Here is an 18,779-nt window from a genome sequence, read left to right as displayed (position 1 = left end):
AAGACAGCAGAGCGGACGCGCGAGGGTCCCCAGAGGGTAACGATGCCGCGAACCGCTCGCTCCTCCCCCAGAAAGCAGAAGCTCCTTGATGCGCTCTGATCTCCCTCGGCGCGGCCGTTCGGGGCCGCGGACCAGTCGGCGGATCCCCCGGGCCTGCGGGGTTTTCGCCGTGCTCGCCGTGTCCCTGGCCGGGCTCTCGGGTACCGCGGCAGCGGGCCCGGTACCGGCAGCGGGTCACTCGGCCTTGGCGGAGGCGGACGATCCCGCCGACACCACCGCCCCGGCCGAGCCCGTGCCCACCTTCGAGACGGTCGGCGACCCCGTCACCCTGGTCCCCGGCGAGGAGGGCACCGTGTTCGCCACCTGCCCGGGCAGGAGCGTGCTCGTCAGCGGCGGTTACCTGATGAGCGGCTCGATGCAGGTCCTGCTGACCTCCCGGGCGGCGACCCCCAACACCTGGACCGTCACCGTCCTGAACGACTCGAGGACGAATGCCACCGTCGCGGCCGTCGCACAATGCGCGCCCTGACCGCACGCCGGGCCCGTCCGCCCGCCCCTGAAGGGAATTTCATGCTCAGATCGGAATGGGTCGTCAAGGCCCTGGGGACCGGCGCATGCCTGGCCTCCGTCCTGGCGCTCTCCGCACCGACCGCCTCGGCCACGACGACCGACATCTCGTGCGGAGAGATCCAGACCGCCGTGGTGTCCTGCCAGCTGCCGGACGGCCTCTCCTCGTACGACACCACGGCCCTGCTGGCGGCGGCGCAGGCCGCGACGCAGACCGCGCTGACCACGACCACGCCCATGGTCGTGACCGCGTACGGCGGTGCCGGACGGTACGGCAGCAACGGCGGCGGCCTCTACCGCGGCGGTGACGGCGGCTACGGCGGCAAGGCGCAGACCGTGACGTCGGTGGCGAGCTTCCGGACCGCGTTCGGACAGAACCTGTACTACTACGTCGGCCAGCTCGGCGCGACGTCCGCCGGCGGCCGCGGCGGTGCCTCCACCCTGGTCTCCGGCGTGGACCTGACCACGCAGAACCCGTGCATCGCGGGCTACGGCACGTGCACCACGACCACGCTGCTCGCCGATGCCGGCGGTGGCGGCGGAGGCGGCCAGGGCAACGCCAACGGCAACGGCGGCGCCGGCGGCAACGGCGGCACCGCGGTCTCGGGCCAGATCATCTCGGCCGGATCCACGGGCGGCAACGGCAAGGCCACCACCGGCACCTTGACGCGTACCGGTGCGGGCGGGGGCGGCGGCAGCAACGGTGACGGCGGCGGCGGTGGCCGCGGCGGCTCCGGCGTGGACAGCAAGAGCGGCACCGGCGGCATCGACGGCATCGGCGGTCTGGGCGGCCCCGTCCACACCGGCAACGGCCCCAACGCCGGTGCGACCTGGACGAACAACACCTCCCTCTTCTTCGGCAATGCCGGACAGGGCGGCGAGGGCGAGTGGCGGACCAACGGCACCAACTACGGCAGCGGGGGCGGTGGAGGCGGCGGCTGGGGCGGTGGCGGCGGCGGTGGAGGCGGCGGCGAAGCCATCACCGGTGGAGGCGGCGGCGGTGGCGGCAGCTGGGCGGCGGCGAACACCGACACCGTCGCGAGCGTCCCGGTGATCGCCAACGGCAACAGCGGTCAGAACGGCGCCGTGTACATCACGTTCGTCGGTTCGAGCTGATACCCGGCGGAAGCACGGCCGGGCGAAGCCCTGCGGCCCCGTCCCCTTCTCGGGGGCGGGGCCGCAGGCCGTCGGCGGGGGAGAGGTCAGCCGACGCAGGACGTCACGGGCGCCGGGCTGAAGCGGCAGTTGGTCGGTGTGTTGCCGGTGATCCTGGTGTTGGTGACCGAGGTGATCGCCGTGCTCGTCCAGATGCCGCCGGGCGCGGGGGCGTCGGGTGCGACGTTGAACCGCACCGAGGCGTCGGTCAGTTGGTAGGTGCCGGCCGCGTTGTAGATGCCGGCGCCCCGTGAACCGGTGCCGGAGACCTTGTTGCGGTCGATCGAGGACTTCTTCACCGTCACCGCCGGGGCGGCGGCGAGGAGGCCGGCCGTGTAGAGGCCGCCGCCCAGCGAGTAGCGGCCGGCGGCCAGGTTCCCGGAGACCTCCGACGCGTTCAGGATGTTCACGGTGCCCCCCAGCGCGCTGATCCCGGCACCGTGACCGGCTTCCCCGATGAGTTTGTTGCCCCTCACCTTGGTGAAGTCCAGGGTGAGCGCCCCGCCGAACGAGAAGATGCCGCCACCGCCGTCGTCCGCCGCCTGGACGGCCACGGTGTTCCCCTCGATGGTGGAGTTCCTGAACGCCTGGCTGCCACCGAAACCGATATGGACGCCGCCGCCGGTGCCCGTCCCGAGACCGCCGGTGGTGACGCGGTTGTCGGTGACGGCGGTCCGCGTCACGTGCAGGGCGCCGGATCCGTCGGAGGAGATGCCGCCGCCGGCGTCGAAGGCGGTGTTGTGGTTGATGGTGCTCCCGGTGATGGCGAGCGTCCCCGAAGGGTGCCCGATGCCGCCGCCGATCCGCGCACGGTTGCCCGTGATGCGGGTCTTGACGAGGGAGACCTGTCCTTCGGAGTACACCCCGCCCCCCGTGCTCGCCCCGCCGGTGGTGCGGTTGTCCGTGATGCGGCTGTCGGTGAGGGTGCCCGTGGCGCCGGGCAGGAACCTGATGCCGCCGCCGATGTTCGCCGTTCCGCCCTGGAAGGCGACGTTGGTCCCGGCGAAGGTGCTGTTGCGGTTGACCAGCACGGCGCCGCCGCCGACGGGGCCGGCGGGCTGACCGTTCATGACGGTCAGGTCGTTGAGGGTCAGTCTGCCCAGAACCGTCGCGGAGGTTCCGACCTCGAACAGGCGGAAGGGGGCGGCGCTCACGCGCTTGATGGTCGCGTGGTGACCGTTGATGGTCACGCCGTTGGTGTTGGTGATGGGCGGAAGCCCGTCGTCGGCCCCCGCCGTGTAGGGAGCCGTGACCTCGTAGAGGCAGTACGGCTCCAGATCGATGACCGTGTCCACGTTCAGGTTGGCGTTGTTGATCGCGGCGATCAAGGCCGCCGTGTTGCACGGCACCGCGACCGCATGGGCGGGAACCGCGGCGGAGGCCGCCGCCACGCCGGTCAGGGCCAGGGTGACAAGGGAGCTCAATCCCCGATGACGCGTGCTGCGCCGTCTCATCGTCGTGCCTTTCGTGAAGCCATTCGCGGAGCCCTCCGAGGTGCGGCGGCGGAGCCCGACGTGAACCGGTCGGGATCCGCCGCGCTCCTGTGCCGAGGACGCTGGGACCCGGGGAAGGGGTAACCGGGTGGGGCGCGGTTCATGCCCGGTACAGCGGCGTGGCCGGGGTCTGTCACACGTCCGGGCCCAGTCGGAGAGCCGGACGGCGGGTCCGGCGGCGGGTCGGCGGCGGGGTCGGACGGCAGGTCGAGGTCGGGCGGGCAGGTCGGGCGGCAGGCCGGGCGGTCGGTCCGCACGGGTCGGGGGTTCAGGCGGTCAGGAGTCCTTGATCCGGACGAGGCCGCCGACCACGCCGACATAGGCGGAGCCGTCCCTTCCCAGGGTCACCGGCGCGTAGTGGTTGTTGAACAGGGGTCCGGAGCCGACCAGACGGCTCCACACCCGTCGGCCGGTCCGTACGTCCAATGCCGTGAGGTACCAGGCGTCGGGCATCGCAGCGGTGCCCTTCGCGCCGGCGGAGCGCAGTTCGTCGGCGGTCGGGTGCGTGAAGGTGTAGAGGAGGCCCGTCGCCAGGGAGACCTTGCTGACGACGCTGGGAACCCGTTCGACGGTGTCCGACCAGGCGAGGGAGCACGTACGGGTGGTGTAGTCGACGTGCACCCGGGCCAGGCCGGGCTCGGTGTCGGCCTGGCGCCCTCCGAGCATCCCCCTCAGGAGGGCGTGGTCCCCGGCGACGTAGCCGTAGTTGTTCTCCACGATGAGGTCGCCGCCCACGGCGATGAGGCTGTTCTCGTCGGCGCCCCTTCCCGGGGCGAAGACCGGCTGTTCGCACACCTTCCCGGGGCCGGCCGTCCCGCGTGCCATCACGAGCACCTGCATCTGCGGGTCGGCGTTGTCGGTGATGGCGACGTACCCCCCGTCCGGGCCGGATGCGGGGCCGATGAGCGTGGGTGTGGTGCCGCTGCCCCGGCCGAGCTGGCCGGGCTTCTGCCGCGACCCCCTGTCGTACGCGGCCCGCCAGGTGACGGTGGGTCGGCCCTCGACGCGCGCGTCGAAGCGGTAGAGGGCGTGGTCGCTGACGACGAAGACGCCGCCGGATTCGTCGACCGCGATGCTGTTGGTGATCGTCTCCCCCGGCAGCACATGGGTGGAGACCGCGGCGGTGGCCGGATCGAGCACGCCGACCACCCCGCTGCCGGTCACGAACCACATCCGCCCCGACCAGTCGGGCAGGACGGACACGATGCCGCTGGTGCCGATCGCGGCCTTGAGGTCGTAGCGCGCCTGCGTGACGAGCGCGTCGCCGCGGACGGCCACGACCTGGATGGTGCCGTCCTTCGTGGGGACGACGGCCCGGTCGAGCCGGTCCAGGTAGAAGTAGCCGCCTCCGGAGACTTCCGTGGGGCTGGAGCCCGCCGTCCCGGGCAGCGTGAGCGACGCGACCGCTCCGAGGTCGTGCGGAGCGAGGAGCATCAGCCGGGGAGCGTGTCCGGGGGTCATGCAGACGGTGACGATCCGGCCCCTGGAGTCGAAGGTGACCGAGCCGCAGAGCCCGCCCTGGAGCCTGCTGCGCACGGCGAGGTCGCGGCCGGTGGGGCCGGGCCCCTCGTACGTGTCGCTCTGGTACGCGTCGCCGTGCACATTGCTGGAGCCGTTGGCGGCCATGAACGGGTGCTGCGGGACCGCGGGCACGGTGACCGGTCGCGGTGCGACGGGGTGACCGGTGAACGGGGCCAGTCCGGCTCCGCGCGGGTCCGAGGGGATGGACAGGGCGGGCGGGGTCACTGCGCCGGCCGGGGCCGCGGCGGTGAGGGGCGACAACAGGGCGGCTGCCACCAGGGCTGCCAGGACGACCGGTACGGCCGGTACACCCGGGAAGCGGAGGAAGGTGCGCATGCGTAGGCCTTTCATCCGTTGACCGTGCGAGGACGCGGAAGGGCGCGAGGGATGCGAGGGACACGTGGCAACATCATTGCACTGAGAGTGCAAGCATGATGATGCGGCAGAGGCCGCCGGGATGTCGAGGGGCCGGACCCGAGGTGAGCGATGACGGGACCGCCGCAAGAGCCTGACCTGTGGCTACGTCGCCCGGCAGGCGGCCGCAGGGGCCTCCGTGCATGCTGGGAAAACCGGACACGGAGGCGCCGGTCAGCGCACCCTCCCACGCCCCGATCCCGCGAGCCGCACGAGGACACGCCATGAGTCGAGCCATGCTCCGGCAGATCATCGACTACGCCAACCGCGCCGATCCGTACCCGTTGTACGAGGAACTGCGCAGGACGCCCGTGTTCCACGACGAGGACGGGCCGTACGTCGTCAGCACCTACCACGAGATCCAGGGCCTGCTGCACGATCCGCGCATCAGCTCCGACCCCCGCAACCTGACGCTGTCGTCGAGCGACCCGCTGGCGCAGGCCGAAGGGGACGACTCAGGGCTGCCGCCGGTCTTCCTCAAGCTGGATCCGCCCGACCACGACCGACTGCGCCGCATCGCCAACCGGCCCTTCGGGCCGCCGCACTCGCCGCACCGGGTCCATGACATGCGCGGCGAGCTCGACGGCATCGTCACCGGCCTCATCGACGGCATCGCCGGCGCGGACTCCCTGGAACGGATCGACCTGGTCGACCAGTTCTCGTACCCCTTCCCGGTGACGGTGATCTGCCGGCTGCTGGGCGTACCGCACGAGGACGAACCCCGCTTCCACGGCTGGGCCGACACCATCGCCGCCAGCCTCGACCCCGATCCGGACGCCGACCCCGGCGAGAGGCCCAAGGCCGCGACCGACGCGCAGATGGAGCTCGGCATGTACCTGGCCGGGCTGATCGAGGAGCGCCGCAAGAACCCGGGCGAGGACATGCTGTCCCAGCTGGCGGCCGCCGGCGAGGAACCGGACGGGTCCATGAGCACGCTGGAGGCCGTCAGCACCGCGGCGCTGCTGCTGATCGCGGGCCACGAGACCACGGTCAACCTGATCACGAACGGCATGCTGACCCTGCTGCGCCACCCGGACGTCCTCCAACGGCTGCGCGACGACCCGCAGTTGTCCGTACCGATCGTCGAGGAACTGCTGCGGTACGAGCCGCCCGTGCAGCTGCTGCCCCGGCGCAGCACCCTCGCCGACATCGAGGTGTGCGGGGTGAACATCCCCAAGGGCGCCACGGTTTCGCTGATCCTGGCGTCCGGCAACCGCGACCCGAAGCGGTTCGAGAACCCGGACCGCTTCGACCCCGACCGGGGGGACATCCAGCACCTCGGGCTCGGCAGCGGCATCCACAGCTGCTTCGGCGCCCCGCTGGCCCGGCAGGAGGCCCAGCTGGCACTGAGCGAACTGGCCCGCCGGCTGGAGAACCCCCGACTGCTGGAGGACCCGCCGCCGTACCGCCAGAACGCGGTGCTGCGCGGACCGCGTCACCTGCCGATCGCCTGCGACGGCATCCGCGCGGCCTGAACCGTCCGGCGGGGGGACGGCGGCCGGGGCGGGCCGTGGGCAGGGTTCAGCGCAACGGCGGGTGCGTGGCGAGCCAGTGACGCGCGATCCGTTCGCGGGTGGTGACCCACGCCCCGCCGCGCTGCGCGACGTGCCGCAGGAAGGCGTCGAGGGCGCGGATGCGGCCGGGCCGGCCGATGATCCGGCCGTGCAGGCCGATGCTCATCATGCGCGGGCGGTCGGCGCCCTCGGCGTGGAGGGTGTCGAAGGTGTCGACGAGGTAGGAGAGCATGTCGTCGGCGGTCGTGAACCCGTGCACCAGCAGGAACTTGAAGTCGTTCGCGTCGAGGCTGTAGGGCAGGACGAGATGCGGCCGGCCGGCGGCCTCGACGTAGAACGGCAGGTCGTCCGAGTAGTCGTCGGAGTCGTAGAGGAAGCCGCCCTCCTCGGCGACGAGGCGCCGCGTGTGCGGGCTCGTCCGACCGGTGTACCAGCCCACGGGCCGGCGGCCGACGAGCCGCTCGATCGTCGAGATCGAGCGCGCGATGTCGGCCCGCTCGGCCTCCTCGGACACGTGGCGGTAGTCGATCCAGCGCCAGCCGTGGCTCGCCACCTCCCACCCCGCGGCGGCCATCGCCCGTGCGGCGTCCGGATTGCGTTCGAGCGCCCGGGCCACCGCGTACACGGTGAGGGGCACGTGGTGGGCCGCGAGCGTGCGGTGGATGCGCCAGAAACCCGCGCGCGAACCGTACGCGAACATGCTTTCGACGTTGAGGTCCCGCCCGCCGACCACGGGTGGCGCACCGATGAGCTCGTGGAGGAAGCCCTCGGAGGCGGCGTCACCCTCCAGGACGTTCTGCTCCCCGCCCTCCTCGTAGTTGAGGACGAGGCTGACGGCGACACGGGCACCGCCGGGCCAGGCGGCGAGCGGCGGCTCGGCGCCGTAGCCGACGAGATCGCGCTGATGCTCCTGCACGGGCGGCACCCTACTCCGCGCGGGGGCCCGGGACCGGTAGGCGGCGGCGCCCGGCGAAAGCGCGCTGTGGGTCGCCGGGTCCCCTCCCGGGGTCGATACTGAAGGTCACGGTGCGTGGAGGCGACATGCGTGAACCGGAGCATCGTGGCCCGAGCCCGGCCTCGGTGCCCGTGAACGAAACCGCAGCGGTCGTACTGGACGACGCGGGCGTGGTCGTCGCCCTTTCGGAACGGGCTGCGACGCTGCTGGAATGCTCGCCGGGACAGATCTGCGCCCCCTTGCTGGCGCCGCTGGCGCGTGCCCGTACGGCGGCCGCACCGGCCGGTCCTCCCGTGCCCCTTCCCGGTGGTACGCACGCAGGTCACGAGGTCCCCGGAGTCAGCACGGTGGTCCCGCTCGCAGCGCGCACGCCCGGCGCCTGCGGTGCCGGCGCGCTCTGGCTCGTCCTGCTCGCCCCGGCGGACACCGCGGGGGAGCCGGCCGGGCCCGACTCGGAGCGGCGCCGGAGGGGGCTGGCCCACGCCGCCGCCGCGAGCATCGGGGTCTCCCTGGACGTGACGGACATGGCTCAGGTCCTCGTGAACCTGCTCGTCCCCGATTTCGCGGACCTGGCGACGGTGGACCTCGCCGAGCCGGTGCTGGTGGGCGACGAACCCCCGCACCTCGCCGCCACTGACGACGTCCGCCTGCGCCGGGCCGCTTCCGCGCAGAGCCCGGGGATCTCCGCGGAGGACCTCCTGCCGGCCGGAGAGGCGCTCCCGCCCGTACCGGACACGGAGCTGATGCGCCCCCTCATGGACGGACGGCCGGTACTCGTGTCCGACGTCGGCGCACTGCGAGGCGCACTCGGCATGGATCCCGAGACCCTGCGGCTGTTCGTCCCGAGCGGGGCCCACTCCTCCGTGGCGGTGCCGCTCTACGCCCGGGGCCTGATCCTGGGCTGCGTCACGGTCTGGCGCAGTCAGCTGCCCCGCCCGTTCGACGAGGCGGACGCGGCCCTCCTCCAGGACATCGCCTCCAGGGCCGCCCTCGGCGTGGACAACGCACGCCGCTACACGAAGGAACACCGGTCGGCGCTGGCCCTGCAACGAAGCCTGCTGCCGCACTCCGTCCTGAACACGGCGGCCGCGGACACCGCAGGTGTCTACCAGCCGGCCGGAGGCGGCATCGGCGTCGGCGGGGACTGGTTCGACGTGATTCCCCTGCCGTCGCTGCGCGTGGCGTTCGTCGTCGGGGACGTCGTCGGCCACGGACTCGAAGCCACCGCGGCGATGGCACGACTGCGGACCGCGGTGCAGACCCTGGCCGACCTCGATCTGGATCCGGGCGAGCTGCTCACGCACCTGGACGATCTGGTGCTCGGATTCTCCAGCGAGCACATGGCCGGAGACTCCCGCGCCGAGCCCGCGGTGCTCGGAGCGACCTGCCTCTACGCCGTCTACGATCCGGTGACCGGGCGGTGCGCGGCCGCCACCGCGGGACATCCGCCGCCGGCCCTGCTGCCCCCGGGGGAGGAGGCGTCCTTCCTGGGGATGGTGCCGGGGCCGCCGCTCGGAGTCGGCGGAATGCCCTTCGAGGTGACGGAGTTCGGCGTACGGCCCGGCAGCACGCTCGCGTTCTTCACGGACGGGCTCGTGGAGCGCCGCGGCGGCGACATCGAGCAGGGGATGGAAAGGCTGCGCAGATCGCTCTCCGGCGCCGCCGGCTCCACCGGCGCCGACGGACCGGACCGGCCGCTGGGCGAGATCAGCCAGACCCTCTGCGACGAGGTGCTGCCCCACGAGGCCACCGACGACATCGCCCTGCTGCTCGCCCGCACCCGCGCGCTCACGTCCGACCAGGTCGCCGAGTGGGAGCTCGAACCCGACCTGTCCCTCGTCGCGCACGCCCGTGAGCTGGTGGTGGGCAGGCTGTCCGACTGGCAGTTGGAGGACCTGAGCTTCGTGACGGAGCTCGTCGCCAGCGAGCTCGTCACGAACGCGATCCGCTACGCGGGCGGACCGGTCGGCCTCCGGCTGATCCGCGACCGGCTGCTCGTCTGCGAGGTGTCCGACCCCAGCAGTACCCAGCCGCGCCTGCGTCGCGCACGGGACACGGACGAAGGCGGGCGCGGCCTGTTCCTCGTGGCCCAGCTCGCCGACCGCTGGGGCAGCCGGTTCACCAGTACCGGCAAGACCATCTGGACGGAGCAGGCGATCGACTGACGCCGACCCGGGGCCACGGCCTCGGGCAGTGCCCGGCTCCCGGCCATACAGCGAAAGTGTCCCGAGCCGCGTCCTCCGCACCGTCCTTTAGTCAAAGTTGCGCAAACCGTTCGGCTCAGGGGCCGGCAGCACTATCGTCCACATCTCGTCATTCGTACCGGCCCTGCCGGAGTCCCTTCCGTCGCCCAGGTGATTCGTACCGTCCGACTGCCGTCCACACGATCGAGTTCCGGGCGGCGGTGCCGCCGCTGACGACCGCCACCCCGGAGACTGCCTCGTCATGCCCACTGGATCACCTCCCGCGCGGAGGTCGTCGATCGCCCTGGTGCTGGTCGCCGCCGTACTCGCCCTGGTCTTCGCGGGGGCGGGCCCCGCCTCCGCGCACGCGGGTCTGAGCGGCTCCGACCCCGCTGAAGCCTCCGTGCTCCAGACGGAACCGAAGCACGTCACGCTCACCTTCACCGAGTCGGTCAGCCTTTCCGACGAATCGCTGAAAGTGCTGTCCCCGGACAACGAGCGGGTCAACCCGCGCCCGGCGCAGCATGCGGACGGCAAGCAGAACACCGCACGGGTGGAACTGTCCGACAAGCTGCCCCAGGGCACCTACACGGTGGCCTGGCGGGTCGTCTCCGCCGACGGCCACCCGATCTCCGGTGCGTTCGTCTTCTCCGTCGGAAAGACGTCCGGGACCGTGGCCGTGGCGGCAACCGGCTCACCGGACGACACGGCGGCCGGGCGCCTGTACGGCACCTTCCGCTACGTCGCCTACACCGGCCTGGCCCTCCTCGTCGGAGCCGCCGCGTTCGTCCTCGTGTGCTGGCCCGCCGCAGCGGCGGTCCGTCCGGTGCGCAGACTGCTGGCCGTCGGCTGGCTGGCACTGGTGGCGTCCACCGTGGCCCTGCTGTTGCTGCGCGGCCCGTACGAGACGGGCGGCCAGGTGGCTTCGGCGTTCGACCCGGAGCACCTGGGCCGGACCGTCTCCGGTCGGCCCGGCGCCGCGCTGCTCGCCCGGCTCGTGCTGCTCGCCGTTGCTGCGGTGCTCCTGAAGAGGCGCGCCGTACGGATCGAGCGCCACGACGACGGTTCGCCGGCGGAGGCCGACGCCCGCTCCCGGCTGACCTGGGCGGGGCTCGCCCTGGCCCTGGCCTGCACCTGGGCCGCCGCGGAACACGCCTCCGCCGGCATCCAGGTGCCGCTGGCCGTGCCCGTCGCGGTCCTCCACCTGGTGGCCATGGGGGTCTGGCTGGGCGGCCTGCTCACGCTGGTGCTGCTGCTCCGGCGCCGGGGGAACGACCAGGAGGTACCGGCGTCCGCGGTGGGCCGCTTCTCGACACTGGCCTTCGCCGCCGTCGCCGTTCTGGTCGGCACGGGTGTGTACCAGTCCTGGCGGCAGGTCGGCTCCTGGGAGGCACTGTGGACCACGTCGTACGGCAGGACCCTCGTCGTGAAGATCGCCGCGGTCGTCCTCGTGCTGTGCGCGGCGGCCTTCTCCCGCCGGTGGACCGCCCGCCTCGTGCACGCGACGCTGCCGGGCGGTGAGACCCTGCCGGTGCCCGAGCGCGAACGGGTGCCCGCCCTGCACTTGGTGGGTGCGCCTGCGGCCCCCGCGGCGACGGATCCCGGCGCCACGCCCGAGGGGCCCGGCCGGGGTGGGGACGGCGACGACACCGCCCCGCCCGGTCCCCGGGGCGACGGCGGACACCGGCGGGCGCTGCGCCGCACGGTGACGCTGGAAGCCGTACTCGGTGTCGTGGTCCTGGCGATCACGACTTTGCTCACCGGTACCCAGCCCAGCCGCGCGGCCGCCGAGACGGTCGCGGTGGCCTCCGCGGAGGAACCGCAGGCGAAGGTGGTCACCGTCCCCTTCGACATGGGCAAGGCCGGCCGTCGCGGCTCGGTGCAGATCACGCTGGCGCCGGGGCGCGTCGGCGAGAACACCGTCGAAGCCGTCGTGTACACCGCCGACGCCGGCCTCGCCACCGTCCCCGAACTCCGCCTGACCCTCACCCAGGAGGAGCTCGGGATAGGCCCGCTCGATGCCAGGCTCAAGAATCAGAAGGGGTACTGGGCCGCCTACGACCTGCAGCTGCCCATGCCGGGGGTGTGGACGCTGAACATCACCGTCCGCACCACCGAGATCGACCAGGTCACCGTCCACGAGACCGTCCGCATCACATCGCCGCGGCGGCCATGACCTGTTGAGCGGGGCCGCTGCACGGCGTCCGCCGTGCAGCGGCCCCCACCGGTCCGGTCGGTCAGGCCCGGGCGCGGCCCCGGCGCACCCACCAGACGGTGCCGGCGGCCACGAGCAGCACGACGGCAGCGATCACGCCGACGACGGTTCCGGTGCCGGCGCCCGCAGCCTCCGCGCTCGCCGGCCGGGCGTTCGCCGACGCGACGGGCGCCGAGGGAGCCGCCGCCGAGGGCCGGCCGGAGGGGACTGCGGAGCTCTGGGCCGGCGTCGGCGAGGGGCTGGGGGCGATCGGCTTGGCCCCCGGGGCCGCTGCCTTCAGCTCGAGCACCGGGGCGGGGTTGTCGACCTTCTCGCCGTTGGTGGGCACCTCGATCCAGCGGGAGACCTTTCCGTCGCTGTAGGTCTCCAGCGTCTTGAAGGCCAGGGACTTCTCGTCCGGCAACTGGCGCACGGTGACGCTGTACTCGGCGTCCGTACCGGTCGCCAGAGCCGGGCCGCCGATGACGTATCCGTCCGGGGTGGCGGTCAGCTTCCACTCCTTCGGAGCGTCCTTCAGCGTCACGGCGTCCGGCCCGATGCCCGTCGGCAGCACCACCCGCAACTCCGCGATGCCCCCGGTCTCCGACTCGGCCTCGGAGGTGAAGGACAGCGTGACGTTCTCGGCGAGCGCGCGCGGGTCGGAGGCGGTGACCTCGGCGTGTGCGGCGGCCGGACCGGCCGCCACCCCCACGAGCACCAGACCGCCCACGGCGGCGATGCCCAGCCTGCGGAGCCGGCGGCCGGTGTGTGATCCGTTCATGATGGAGGAACCCTCTCGGTACGCGGGACGGGCCTCGACTGCCGCCGAACAGCCCGTCAGGGTCAGGGGAACGTCTCCTGCACCTCCGTCAGGAGGCCCCCGGCGCACCACCGCGTGGCAGAGCAGCGTCATCGCCGTCGGCCGTACGGCGAGGCCTTCGAGCGCGACGCGTACGGTCGGCGGGCCCGGCCGTACCCCTGGCCGGCAGCAGGCATCGCATGCCGCGACGGCCGCCGCGACCGCCGCCTGTACCCAGCGGCCCACCACCTCCGGCAGGCGGCTGAGCGCCATGTCCGCGCGGTGCATGAGCAGAGCCATCGCACACGCGGCCACGCAGTGGGCCGCTGTCATCGTCCACGCGCTGTGGTGTGCCGCGTGTCCGATCCCCGGCGCACCGCCGTGCGCCTCGCGGTGCCCGCCCCCTGCCACCTGCTGCACGGACAGGAGCCGGTGCAGCAGCAGTTGCGCGAGCCCGGTGGCCATGACCACGTGCCACCCGAGCCGGCAGGGCCGTCCCGCGAGCCACGAGAGGACGTAGACGAGCGCCGCACCGGCGGCCGCCCGCTGCCAGGACACCGGTTCCTCCGAGGCCAGATGATGGCCCACGACCGCCAACACGGAGCTGAGCAGCGTGAACGCGGCAGCCCGCAGCTCCCGCCCGCCCCGCCTCGACGGCTGCGGACACGAGCGCGTCCCTGCGGGGGCTTCGGCCATGTCGGGCCCATCATCCACCGCGCCCGATCACCATCGGCCCCAACTGTCATGTGCGGAGCAGTTTTGACGGTCGGCTCAGGACTTCGGCCCGGCGTCGATCTCGGCGATCAGAGCCTGGACGAGGCCCTTGATCTCGTCGCGGATGGGGCGGACGGCCTCGAAGCCCCGGCCGGCCGGGTCTTCCAACTGCCAGTCGAGGTAAGTCTTTCCGGGGAAGTACGGGCAGGCGTCGCCGCAGCCCATGGTGATGATGTAGTCGGACGCCCGCGCGGCCTCGGGGGTGAGGACCTTCGGCTTCCGGTCGGAGATGTCGATGCCCAGCTCGGCCATGGCGGCGACGGCGGAGGGGTTGATCCGCTCGCCGGGCAGGGAACCGGCGGAGCGGACCTCGACCCGGTCGCCGGCCAGGTGGCGCAGGAAGCCGGCCGCCATCTGGGAGCGGCCGGCGTTGTGGACGCAGACGAACAGGACGGAGGCGACAGGAGTGGAGGGCATCGGTTCTTCCCGAGTCGGTGTGGGCTGGTGTCAGTACCGGCCGATGTGAAAATATCAGCCCATGCTGACATCAGTCGACACTGATCTGGTTCGGGTTCTGGCCGACCCCCTCAGGCTCCGGATCGTCACCCTGCTCGCGCGCGAGGCGCTCTGCACCACACATCTGGCGGAGGAGACGGGCGCGAAGCAGACGAACCTCTCCAACCACATGAAGGTGCTGCGGGAGGCCGGGGTCGTGGACACCGAGCCGTGCGGCAGGTTCGTCTACTACCGCCTGCGCCCGGAGGTCCTCGAGGCTCTGGCCGGTCGGTTCGCCGACCTCGCCCGGGCCGCGCGAGCAACCGCCGACGCCGACCTCAAGCGGGCCTGTCCCTAGGCCGTCTCTTTCCCACCCACTCGAGGAGAACCTGCCGTGACCGCCGAAGTGCCCGCCGTAGCCGCCCCCGCGGCGCAGCCCGCCGTAGCCGCCGACCACGCGCCGCTGACCGCGTCCGGCGGTACTGCGCCCAGGGCTCCGTTGGCCGCCCGCGCCGCGGCCGAACTGGTCGGCACGGCCGCCCTCGTCGCGGTGGTGGTCGGCTCCGGTATCCAGGCCACCCGCCTCACCGGCGATGTCGCGCTGCAGCTGCTGGCCAACTCCACCGCCACCGTCTTCGGGCTCGGCGCGCTGATCGTCCTCCTCGGCCCGGTTTCCGGCGCCCACTTCAACCCGGCCGTCACGCTGGCCGAGTGGTGGACCGCCCGCCGCGGCGGCTCCGGCGTCACCGGCCGCGAGGTCGGCGTGTACGTGCCCTCGCAGATCGCCGGCGCCGTCGTGGGCGCGGTCCTGGCGGACGCGATGTTCGGCGAGCCCCTGGTGAAGTGGTCCACGCAGGACCGCTCCGCGGGAAACCTGCTGCTCGGCGAGGTGGTCGCCACCGCCGGGCTGATCCTGCTGATCCTCGGCCTGGCGCGGACGGACCGGCTGCGGTGTGCGCCGGCCGCGGTCGCCGCCTACATCGGTGCCGCCTACTGGTTCACCTCCTCCACCTCCTTCGCCAATCCGGCCGTGACCATCGGGCGGGCCTTCACCGACACCTTCGCCGGTATCGCCCCGGCCTCGGTACCGGGGTTCGTCGCCATGCAGCTGGTCGGCGCGGTGGTGGGCCTGGGCCTGGTGGCGGTCCTCTTCATGCGCGGCGAACCGGCCGGCGAGGCGCCTGATCGGCGCGGCCGTCACGCCGTCCTGGTGGCGCCGGCCAGCAGTGCGCCCATGGCGGCCAGTACGGACGGCTCGACCCGGTAGTACACCCACGTGCCGCGGCGCTCGGAGGACAGCAGTCCGGCCTCCTTGATCTGATTCGATGATTGTCTATGGTGACGCTCATCGAATCAGGTGTCATGGTGGGGAGGTGAGCATCGACGTATGTCGAAACAATGAGGAGTCCGCCGTGAACGCGCCTGCCGTCACCGACCTGCCCGTCGTCGTGATCGGGGCCGGCCCCGACGGGCTCGCGGCCGCCGCCCACCTGGTCGAACGCGGTATCGAACCCCTCGTCCTGGAGGCCGGTCCCGCAGCCGGAGCCGCCGTGCGCGAGTGGGCCCACGTACGGCTGTTCTCCACCTGGGGCGAGGTCGTCGACCCGGCCGCCGAGAGGCGGAGGCCCCGGAGCCGATGACCGCCGTAAGCCTGTCCGCGTACCGGGCCCGGACGGCAGGATCGACCTTCGGCGGCGGAGCCGCCGACCGGCTCCCGGCCCGTGGCGCGCTCGGCCTCGCCGCCGAGGCCGCCGTCCACCACGGCCACGCCGACGCCGTCACCGGATTCCGCACCGGCGCCGTCGAGCGCGACGGCGACCGGGTGGTCCTGGTCGCGGAGGACGGCCGCCGCCTGGAGCCGGTCGACGAGGTCATCGTTCTGACCGGCCTGCGCCCCGACCTCTCCTTCCTCGGTCTCTTCGACCGGCCCGAGCCCGCCGGGGCGAGCGGTGGCGGGGGCTGCTGCGCAGCACCCGCCACGCTCACGATCGGCGCCCCGTAGGGGAGTCAGGTGAGCCGGAGGAGGGGGGTGTTCGTGGCGAGGGCGGCCCGGAGGGCGGGGATGTCCGTCCAGGTGAGGCCGAGGACGCGGGCGGCGTGGCGCAGGGTGATGTGGTCGGCTCCGGCGGCCGCTTCGCGGAGGGCCTTCATGGCCACGTCCCGGTCGAGGAAGGCGATTCCTCCGGCGGGCGGTTCCCGGCGGGGCGTTCGGGTGCGTTCGCTCTCCAGCCCGTGAATGCCGGTCAGCCGGTGGGAGAGGTCGGCGGCGGCAGCCAGGGTTGCCGGCTGCTCGTCGACGAGGGCCCGGGCGACCGGGTTGTGGCCGATGGCCTCCTGGAGCGGCAGCGGGTACAGCCGCGGGGAGGCCTCCGTGAGGTGGATGACGTTGTTGACGGCGCGGACGGTGCCGCGTGCGCCGTGGATGGCGGCGGCCCACAGCGCGGAGGCCTCGGAGGGGTGCCAGGCCAGCGCGCGGGCGGCGGCTGCCGCCGCGTCCCGATCGGGGACGAGGGGGCGGCTTCCGGCGAGGCGTTCGAGGAGGGGCCCTTCGCCGATCTCTCCGTCGAGGCCGGGCCCCGCGATGTGGACGGTGGTGGGGATGCCGGTGAGGTGGCACGCGGCGAGGGTGAGGGCGTCCCCGAACGGGCTGCACAGGTCGGGCTCGTTGCCGTGGGTCAGGATGTCGCCGCCGATGTCGACGATGCGGATCCGGCCGCCCGCGGCCCCGGCCATGGAGGCGATCTGCCGTGCCAGGCAGGAGAGCCCCCGGGCGGGGTCGAGGAGCAGCAGCCGGGCGGGCAGATCCCTGGCGAGGGCGGGCAGGGTGGAGCCGGCCGGGGGGCGGGCGCGGGTGGCCGGGGTGAACGCGGCGAAGCCGCGGCCGCCGCTGCCCCCGCCCTCGTGGAGCAGACCGTCGAAGTCCCGCTCTCCGAGGGGGCCGGAGGTCGGGTCGACCTCGGGGCGCTCCCACGCGTAGGTGGCGATCAGCGGCTGATCGGCCGGGTCCGCCGAAGCCGCCCGATCCGACGGGTCGGCCGGGTCCGACGGGTCGGCCGGGTCCGACGGGTCGGCCGGGTTCGCCATGAAGGTGCGGGCGGCGATGAGGGTCCCGACGGGGTCCCCACCGCCGCCCGCCGCGATGTACAGATCGCTCACGCGGCTCCCTCGCGTTCGCGCAGGTCGACGCCGGTGATCCGGACCGGCGTCGCCCCCATGTTCTTCCGGGCGCGCTTGTTCGCCGCGTGGAGGTTCTCGTAGTACTCGCGGTCGAGGTCCTTGACGGCCCCGGAGTAGAACATCCAGGACAGCACGTCGCGGTACTTGAAGCCCTTGGGGGTCAACTGGACGCGCCGGCCGAGGCGGTGGACGAGCCCGTTGGACTCGGCCGCCTCGAGGACCGGTTCGAACTCGGCGGCGTGCTTCTGGTAGCCGAAGCGGTCGAGCTCCGTGAGGTCGAGGTCGAACGTGTCGAGGACGAGGCGCTTGCGGACGATCTCCTCGCCGGTCAGTTCGAAGCCGGTGACGGGCGCGAGCCGGTGGTTCCTGGCCCGCTCGATGTAGTCGGCGACCTCGGCCGTCGAGGGCTTCACACTGCCGCACATGTAGTCGAGCACGCTCGTGTAGGAGCGGGCGCCGACGCCGAGGCCGAGCAGGGGCACGCCGTGGAAGGTGAGCACCTTCTGCACGTAGCCGCCGCGACCGGGCTTCTTGTAGCGGACGGAGCCCTCCTGGACGTAGCCGTGGTCGAGGAAGACCTGGCGGGCGTAGTCGTAGCGCTCGTACAGCTCGGGCTGCCACATGTACTGGTAGGCGCCGGTCCTGGAGAACCAGGCGTCCGGCCGCACGGTCAGGAAGTAGGTGCTGATGGTGGTGGGTTGGAGTGCGGCCAGCTCGTCCACGCTCTGGCGCCAGGTCTCGGGGGTCTGTCCCGCGAAGCCCATGATCAGGTCGGTGGACAGGTCCGGCAGGCCGAGTTCGTGGGCGGTGCGGACCGCGCGGCGGATGACGTCCTCGTCCTCGCCGCCCCGGCCCGCTTCGCGGATCTCGCGGGGGACGAGGGACTGGATGCCGACGTTGGCGCGGGTGAGACCCATGTCGATGAGGGCCTTGAACTCGTCGGGCGCGTCGGCGATCGACGAGGGGGTGGCCTCCACGGCGACCTCCTCCGCCGTGGAGCGCCAGTTGGGGTAGATCTCGCCGATGGTGGTGAAGATCTGCTCGAAGTGCCGGGGCTTGAGCAGGGCGGGCGTGCCGCCGCCGATGTAGATCGTGCGTAAACGGCGGGCCTGGATGATCTCCGCGTGATCGCGGATCTGGGTACAGAGGGCGTCGGTGTAGGCGTCGTAGACGTCCTCGTCGGTGCTGATGATGGTGTAGAGGTTGCAGAAGCCGCATTTGCGGTCGCAGAAGGGGACGTGCAGGTAGAGGTTGAGCTCGGGGACCTGGTAGTTGGCGAGATCCATCGCCCACACGTCGGGGACGCTCCACTTGCCCTCCGGGAGGGGGCGGTAGGTGGAGCGGGGCGGGTACGAGTACTGGTAGGGCGGAATGACGCCCTGTGCGATGTGGTCGGCGAGCTGCTGGTGCAGGCTACTGGTCACGGTGCTGCCTTCCCGTACGGGTTTGCGGGCGCGGGTTTGCCCAGCCTGGCGATCCGATCACGCAACGCTTGTCCGGATCCATCGGGTGGGCGCACCAAATACCCCGTACCTACTGACCAGTTCGTTGTTGCATGCTCCAAAGGGCTGTGCCGCGAGGCGAGTTGTTTTCGTCGA

Annotated in this window: 14 protein-coding genes and 1 pseudogene; 8 read left to right on the top strand and 7 right to left on the bottom strand. The window is 72.6% G+C overall.

What is annotated here, in order from left to right:
• Positions 1-169 precede the first annotated feature (169 nt).
• Both B6R96_RS04305 and B6R96_RS37620 read left to right on the top strand, forming a co-directional pair.
• A complete protein-coding gene (locus B6R96_RS04305; RefSeq protein ID WP_081521636.1) occupies positions 170-529 on the top strand; it encodes a hypothetical protein in 360 nt (119 codons plus the stop codon).
• A 41-nt stretch (positions 530-570) separates the two neighbouring features.
• On the top strand, positions 571-1,683 hold the full coding sequence (locus B6R96_RS37620; protein WP_081521635.1) for a hypothetical protein: 1,113 nt from the start codon (positions 571-573) through the stop codon (positions 1,681-1,683).
• Between the two features lie 86 nt (positions 1,684-1,769).
• On the opposite strand, the gene B6R96_RS36600 is transcribed toward B6R96_RS37620, so the two are convergent.
• Both B6R96_RS36600 and B6R96_RS04285 read right to left on the bottom strand, forming a co-directional pair.
• Positions 1,770-3,146, bottom strand: a complete 1,377-nt coding sequence (locus B6R96_RS36600; RefSeq protein WP_107475457.1) for a hypothetical protein — start codon at positions 3,144-3,146, stop codon at positions 1,770-1,772.
• A gap of 345 nt (positions 3,147-3,491) precedes the next feature.
• Entirely contained in the window at positions 3,492-5,072 is a 1,581-nt protein-coding gene (locus B6R96_RS04285; RefSeq protein WP_081521632.1) for a hypothetical protein, read from the bottom strand.
• A gap of 302 nt (positions 5,073-5,374) precedes the next feature.
• On the opposite strand from B6R96_RS04285, the gene B6R96_RS04280 reads away from it, so the two are divergent.
• Complete coding sequence (locus tag B6R96_RS04280) at positions 5,375-6,625, top strand: cytochrome P450 (protein ID WP_081521631.1); 1,251 nt, start codon at positions 5,375-5,377, stop codon at positions 6,623-6,625.
• Between the two features lie 46 nt (positions 6,626-6,671).
• Here the strand turns inward: B6R96_RS04280 and puuE are convergent, their stop codons facing one another.
• On the bottom strand, positions 6,672-7,580 hold the full coding sequence (gene puuE, locus B6R96_RS04275; RefSeq protein ID WP_053175296.1) for an allantoinase PuuE: 909 nt from the start codon (positions 7,578-7,580) through the stop codon (positions 6,672-6,674).
• 170 nt (positions 7,581-7,750) lie between these two features.
• Between puuE and B6R96_RS04270 the strand changes: the two genes are divergently transcribed.
• Both B6R96_RS04270 and B6R96_RS04265 read left to right on the top strand, forming a co-directional pair.
• Positions 7,751-9,784 carry an ATP-binding SpoIIE family protein phosphatase gene (locus B6R96_RS04270; protein WP_159396276.1) on the top strand — a complete coding sequence of 678 codons (2,034 nt, stop codon included), beginning with the start codon at positions 7,751-7,753 and terminating at the stop codon, positions 9,782-9,784.
• 280 nt (positions 9,785-10,064) lie between these two features.
• Positions 10,065-11,978 carry a copper resistance CopC/CopD family protein gene (locus B6R96_RS04265; RefSeq protein ID WP_081521629.1) on the top strand — a complete coding sequence of 638 codons (1,914 nt, stop codon included), beginning with the start codon at positions 10,065-10,067 and terminating at the stop codon, positions 11,976-11,978.
• A 61-nt stretch (positions 11,979-12,039) separates the two neighbouring features.
• Here B6R96_RS04265 and B6R96_RS37915 read toward each other — a convergent pair whose 3' ends face one another.
• Together B6R96_RS37915 and B6R96_RS04255 are read right to left on the bottom strand one after the other, a co-directional pair.
• Complete coding sequence (locus B6R96_RS37915) at positions 12,040-13,383, bottom strand: DUF1775 domain-containing protein (RefSeq protein WP_237291315.1); 1,344 nt, start codon at positions 13,381-13,383, stop codon at positions 12,040-12,042.
• A 183-nt stretch (positions 13,384-13,566) separates the two neighbouring features.
• Positions 13,567-13,986 carry an arsenate reductase ArsC gene (locus B6R96_RS04255; RefSeq protein WP_081521628.1) on the bottom strand — a complete coding sequence of 140 codons (420 nt, stop codon included), beginning with the start codon at positions 13,984-13,986 and terminating at the stop codon, positions 13,567-13,569.
• Between the two features lie 61 nt (positions 13,987-14,047).
• Between B6R96_RS04255 and B6R96_RS04250 the strand changes: the two genes are divergently transcribed.
• From B6R96_RS04250 to B6R96_RS04235, 3 genes and pseudogenes are all read left to right on the top strand, one after another.
• On the top strand, positions 14,048-14,362 hold the full coding sequence (locus tag B6R96_RS04250) for an ArsR/SmtB family transcription factor (protein WP_081521627.1): 315 nt from the start codon (positions 14,048-14,050) through the stop codon (positions 14,360-14,362).
• A 36-nt stretch (positions 14,363-14,398) separates the two neighbouring features.
• Entirely contained in the window at positions 14,399-15,271 is an 873-nt protein-coding gene (locus tag B6R96_RS04245) for an aquaporin (protein WP_081521626.1), read from the top strand.
• A gap of 145 nt (positions 15,272-15,416) precedes the next feature.
• Positions 15,417-15,916, top strand: a pseudogene (locus tag B6R96_RS04235) (NAD(P)-binding protein); the annotation flags it as partial.
• A 95-nt stretch (positions 15,917-16,011) separates the two neighbouring features.
• Here the strand turns inward: B6R96_RS04235 and B6R96_RS04230 are convergent.
• On the bottom strand, positions 16,012-17,160 hold the full coding sequence (locus B6R96_RS04230; RefSeq protein WP_081521625.1) for a DUF1152 domain-containing protein: 1,149 nt from the start codon (positions 17,158-17,160) through the stop codon (positions 16,012-16,014).
• The gene (locus tag B6R96_RS04225; RefSeq protein WP_081521624.1) at positions 17,157-18,605 is read right to left on the bottom strand and encodes a coproporphyrinogen-III oxidase family protein; all 1,449 of its coding nucleotides are present in this window, start codon (positions 18,603-18,605) and stop codon (positions 17,157-17,159) included. Before B6R96_RS04225 ends, B6R96_RS04230 begins: the two co-directional genes overlap by 4 nt.
• Between the last annotated feature and the right edge of the window lie 174 nt (positions 18,606-18,779).

Origin of the sequence: Streptomyces sp. Sge12 (assembly GCF_002080455.1) — a bacterium.
GTDB lineage: Bacteria > Actinomycetota > Actinomycetes > Streptomycetales > Streptomycetaceae > Streptomyces.
This window is presented reverse-complemented; position numbering and strand designations above follow the sequence as displayed.

Bases quoted from the DNA above. Each gene is read 5' to 3' on its own strand.
- B6R96_RS04265 (WP_081521629.1), top strand. From the start codon at position 10,065: ATGCCCACTGGATCACCTCCCGCGCGGAGGTCGTCGATCGCCCTGGTG.
- B6R96_RS04250 (WP_081521627.1), top strand. From the start codon at position 14,048: ATGCTGACATCAGTCGACACTGATCTGGTTCGGGTTCTGGCCGACCCC.
- B6R96_RS04285 (WP_081521632.1), bottom strand. From the start codon at position 5,072: ATGCGCACCTTCCTCCGCTTCCCGGGTGTACCGGCCGTACCGGTCGTC.
- B6R96_RS04280 (WP_081521631.1), top strand. From the start codon at position 5,375: ATGAGTCGAGCCATGCTCCGGCAGATCATCGACTACGCCAACCGCGCC.
- B6R96_RS37620 (WP_081521635.1), top strand. From the start codon at position 571: ATGCTCAGATCGGAATGGGTCGTCAAGGCCCTGGGGACCGGCGCATGC.
- B6R96_RS04255 (WP_081521628.1), bottom strand. From the start codon at position 13,986: ATGCCCTCCACTCCTGTCGCCTCCGTCCTGTTCGTCTGCGTCCACAAC.